The sequence below is a fragment of the uncultured Eudoraea sp. genome, from assembly GCF_947258525.1.
GTDB lineage: Bacteria > Bacteroidota > Bacteroidia > Flavobacteriales > Flavobacteriaceae > Eudoraea.
Map to the genome: position 1 here is coordinate 1 of NZ_CAMYIP010000238.1, position 5,483 is coordinate 5,483.

Sequence of the window (5,483 nt, forward strand, 5' to 3'; positions counted from 1 at the left end):
CTGAAAGGGTGGTGACAACATTATTCGTATCAATAGTGGCGGAAGTACCAAAGTCGTCTGTAATGGTATAAGTGCCATCAAGGTTGTCTACTATGGTGGCAATCTTTGCATCAAAGGTAGTGGCTACACCAGCTTCATTTGTGTATGTTAGAGTACCGTTGCCATTATCTACCAAAGTAGAAATAGAGGTATCTGTTATTGTAGTGGTTGTTCCTGCTGCATCCGTGAAATCATAGGTCCCGTCGCCATTATCTACTAAAGCCACCGTGCCGGCAGCTGCATTGATCTCATCTATCGCATCCTGTACATTGGTAGCCGTTAGGCCTGAAACAGCATTGCTATATGGGTTTGCACTTGCATTGGTATCAATGGTCTGGGTTGCCCCTGTCTCATCAGTATAGGTATAGGTACCGTCCGCATTATCTACCAAAGTAGAAATAGAGGTATCTGATATTGTAGTGGTTGTTCCTGCTGCATCCGTAAAATCATAGGTCCCGTCTCCATTATCTACTAAAGCCACCGTTCCGGCAGCTGCATTGATCTCATCTATCGCATCCTGTACGTTGATCGCGGTTAAACCGGAAGCGCTATTGTCGTAATTTACTTCTGTTGCTGTTTGGTCATCGGTACCTACAAGTCCCGAAAGATCAACGGTTTGGGTATTACCACTCTCTAAAGTAATTGTAAGAATATTACTGGCATCTATACTAAATGCAGTTATTGTCTGATCATCTGTATTGTCTAAATAAGGAGCAAGGTTTACGGTTCCACCATCTTCTAAGGTAAGGATATTACCAACCAGGCTAAGTGCCTGATCATCCGTGCCGCTATTGCTCAATGCGGATAGATCTACTGAAACAGTATTACCATCTTCAATATCTAGAGTCAATATATTTGTAGCTCCATTAAAATTGAAGTTCTGTAATTGTTGGTCATCGCTTGATGTTAATTCCCAGCTATCGCCATCCCAGAAATAAATGATCCCGGTGTTTGTATTTACATAAATATCTCCTGTATCTGCCCCTGAAGGATTGATTGCCCCAGGCACAGTGACCGCAGTCCCGCTTAAGACCTCACAATTACACTGATCCTGCAGCGTAACAGTAGTTTGGGCAAAAGCAAATCCGGATACCAGAAATACTAATAATAAAAGTCTTAATTTCATGACTATATCTTTACCTAATATTTTTTTCAACTTTATAGTTCTGCCTGTGTAATACATCTTATTTGGTTGTCTCCCATATTATGACCTGGATCAGATTATTATAAAAGACTAACCAACGTTAAATTGAAAATGAGAATATCTTTTTCCGAACAAAAAAGAAATTAGTTTAGGCCGGAGGAAATTTCTCCAGGGAACAAAGCGAACCCAAGCCTGATTAAACTTCATTAAGTTGGTCAAGTTATTCATAATCTGGGGGTTGATTAAACCATTAATCAATTGTTTGTTATTCAAACGGTTTAATTACACTTTACAAAATTAACCCTATGTCTGCGCCAGGAAAATAATTGTTGTGTAAGTGCCATTATCCAGAGTCAAGGGTTAAATAAATGAGGTGTTCATCGAAAATATTCCTTTTTTCTTGCAAAATTCGTTGGTCGATCATCCCAATATTCATAGGGATTGCCGAAAGTTTTTTGTAGGAAATACCTTTAATTTTAACAATTTATAGCCAACCTTTACTTAGGCTAATTTTGGTTAACTCTGTAAGTGATTCTGCGGTTAGTGATGACCGTTCCGGAGGCTATCGCCATGTTAACCACGGCAGTATCACAAAGACCATGTGAATCGCAAACCTGGTAGGTAAAAGAATCAGATCCGATATGCCCGGGATTGGGAGTATAACTAAAACTACCGTCTGTGTTTAATACGAGAATGCCGTTGGCAACATTCACGACAGGCGTGGTGTCAACTGTTAATACATCGGCGGGGTCACTGTCCGTATCATTGTTTAAAACTCCCGGGGCCGGAATATTAAGGGTATTGTTAACTGTTACACTATAAATGTCATTCTGTGAGCAGGGAATGCTCCAGACCCCGAGAATATCGGAGTTATCCACAACAGGGTCACAACCTAGAAGCGGCGCTATACCCAACTGGTAATCTCCGGGCGTATCTATGACCACTGAATCTAATGCTATGCCAGTTATTGTATCCAGACCATTAGCAGGGAATACCACTCCTGGTGTTAGGGAATACCAGGTGTATTCAGCGCTGGCCGAGTAAAATTCTGCTTGCAGTGTTCGGGTTTCTCCTGTTGCACAAGAGTCAAAGGCACCGGGATCAATGATTGTAGTATTTACCTGGGTATCCTCTGCGCTTCCCAGAAAATCAAGAGGACCCGCAAAATCCTTTAAGGATGAAGTAAACGACGACGAAGTTCGTGATTTCGCCATCAGCGCACTGAATGGAGCGTCACAGGCTGCTCCGGATCCGAACAATGCTCTTGGGTCAAAGCCCAACTGGGTAAAATTCAGAGCTACTTCAGCAAAATAATCATTGTTAAAATTAGCCGTATAACCTGAAGTATTGGTCGTTCCCCACGGCGGTGCTTGGGTTGCCGATGGATTTACGTTACTCAAAAGACTGCCCGGAGGTACTACTATTTGTCCGTACCCATAAGTACTTCCTCCATCAATATTGGATCCCCAGGTAAAGGTAGAAGTACCTCCGGGGGAAGAGCCGGGGATAAATATAGAGCGATCTACCCACAAGCGGACCTCCACACCGGATATGCCACCTCCGCTATAGGAAAAACCGATTACCATATCCCCAATCTGTATGACATTACCAAAAGCGTCAAATTCCCAGGCTGTATGTCCCTCCTGAGTACCCGAATTAATAAAGCCGGAACCTGATGCCTCTATCTCAGAAACAAATAGCTCAAAATCAACAAAATGGTTTCCGGATGAAGACAGGGTTGATATCATAAGGTTAACCCAAAGGTCGTCTGTTACGTTGATCCCATCACGGCGCATATGAACGGCGGCATCTACAATATCTGTTTTACTGGGTACCGTTCCTGAACCTATTCCCCAGGTAGATTGTGGATTATCACCGTTTTTTCCGCCTGTAAATGTAGTCTGGTCATTGGTTGTCAGGCTGGTATAATCCCTGGCGTAGCGAGAACTATACCAGATATAACCGTTGTTGCTCGCGTAATTGGGAATGCTCTGCCTGAGATCAAAGGCTATGTTATTATTGGCTGCCAGCTGCGCAGCATATCCCATGGTAATTGCTGTGGCCTCATCTATCACACCTGCCCCTGATAAACCATTATAGAACCAGTCGTCCGTATTAACACCAGAAATTGCATCTCCGGAGTAGGCATCCGCTTCTACACCAAAATTGGCGCCTACGCCTACCTGACCGAGAACCGATGTTGATAAACCTAATGTTATAGCCATAAACAGGCATACCCTTATTAATAATAAGGGTTGAAAACTAATGCTAAACATAGCCCTTCCTATCGTCATCTTTAAATGGCTTGAGCTTCCCGGAATATGGGCGTCTTATATCTAATGTAAATATGCCCAATACTAACAAGGGAATAAAATATTTGTTGTAAAACCCATGAATACTGACTAGGAACCCTGCAAAACATGATGTAATACCTTCAGGATGTATGGAGTAATTGAATTTCCTTGAATAACCAGAAATACTTCTATTAATCCTGATTTACCCGGTAAGTAATTTTCCGGTTGGTAATAACCGTTTGAACTTTCAGAACACTCATCGGAGAAAACTCAGAAGTACTGTTTCCTATGGTGGCGGTAGTTGTTATAAAATCACCTATGGATGCCATTGGTGGAATTGCAATACTGAAATGGAAGCGGTTTGTATTGTCCGTATTACCGTCTGTATCTGTATAAGAAGAACTCCCTCCGTCTGCGTCGGCTCCACTTCCTTCAATGGCAGTGCCCAGGTATACCTGACCTTCTCCATAGTCCGTACTGAAGCCTAATTCATTATCCCCGGCTGTGGCAGTTCCTTCATTGACATCGGTCAGAAAAACCTCTACAGTGGCTCCCGGTCTTGCCCATCCTTTGATCACCAGGTTAGAGCCCGACATATATGCTGCAGTAACAATTGGAAAATTCAATAAACCATTAGGTCCATTATCCGTATCCCCATTTTCATTCAGGGTAACCCCGTCTCCGGCGTTATCCGAATCGTCTAAATCAATACCCAGGGCATCCGTAGCCGTTCCATTGGCATAAATGGAATTTTGAGAAATCAGATTTCCACTAGTATTACCACCTGCTAAAACTATTCCCGGGCCACCATTAGAAAATATAATGTTATTTGTAATAGCAGAATTATTACCGTCGAGCAATATCCCTGCATTTTCAAGATTTCCACTACAGGTACCTCCATCCTGACCGGAACCGGTAATGGTATTTTCCAATACAGATACATTTCCTGAAATCCCATCCCCGTCAATACCAAGTCCTGAGGCATTTTCTATTAAATTCTGTTGTATTACAATTCCTGTTCCACCTGCAATTGTAATATTATCATCACAAGGTCCATCACCATTCGTGCTAAAATGATTATTCTGAATGGTGGTAGAAGTTCCTCCATCAACTAAAATTCCGGCATCTGTATTGCTGGAAAAATAATTTCCGTCTATAACTGCTGCCCCGTCGGTAACATAAATACCATTATCGGTATTTCCCGATCCTACCCCGACAGCATTGACTCCAATAAGATTATTGGATATAGTGACAGATCCGCTTAATACCTCTATACCTGCGACATTTCCTCCGAATATTGCAATATTTCTAATAGTGACATTCGTGCCCTGTGATTGGGCCACTTCTCCATTTTGTTTGTTAATTTGTATTTCAGGAAGGTCATAGTTGGGTAAAGAAATCGCCGAAGTTCCAACAGATGTACCCCCGGAACCAACAGTTCCCGAATTGGTATCACCGGAGTAAGCTGTTTGGGTTCTCCCGTCGATATTTGTATTATCACCTGTAATAACTGATAGTGGGCTACCATTTGGAACAGTAATATTAAAATAACCACTTCCAAAATTAGGATCCGCAGTCCTGCCCAAAACATCTCCGGAGGATGGGATCATAAAGACGGAAGTATCTTCCCCAGCCACAGGATCAAAAATGCCATTAGCTTCAATATCCAGGCCTGTTTCACCAAGGTTATTACTATTAACTATAAATTGTTCCAAAGATCCTTGCTCATCTTCATTTGTATTCACAATAGTATTAAAATTAAAACCAAAATCTAATCCGGCAACACCTTCATTGGCAATAGTCACGGAAGCCAGGGTCTGTGCACCTGCAAAAACACCCACACCTGTATCTGCCGAAGACGGATCTGCACCACCCACTTCATTGGGTCTTTCTACCAGGGTACTGGCAATATATTCGGTTTTAAAGGTTTGGACAGGTATACAGCTTGCACAAGCACTTCCTCCGGGTCTCGAAGATCTAACACTTCCATTTACTACACGTATACT

At 42.3% G+C, this 5,483-nt stretch carries 2 protein-coding genes and 1 pseudogene; all 3 read right to left on the reverse strand.

Annotation, left to right across the window (positions count from 1 at the left end; all coding sequences use genetic code 11):
* A pseudogene (locus tag Q0X89_RS17810) lies at positions 1–1,165 on the reverse strand (hypothetical protein); the annotation flags it as partial.
* A 524-nt stretch (positions 1,166–1,689) separates the two neighbouring features.
* The gene (locus Q0X89_RS17815; protein WP_297696711.1) at positions 1,690–3,408 is read right to left on the reverse strand and encodes an Ig-like domain-containing protein; all 1,719 of its coding nucleotides are present in this window, start codon (positions 3,406–3,408) and stop codon (positions 1,690–1,692) included.
* 260 nt (positions 3,409–3,668) lie between these two features.
* Positions 3,669–5,483, reverse strand: a 1,815-nt coding sequence (locus tag Q0X89_RS17820; protein WP_297696713.1) for a right-handed parallel beta-helix repeat-containing protein, incomplete at its 5' end; no start/stop codon positions are given.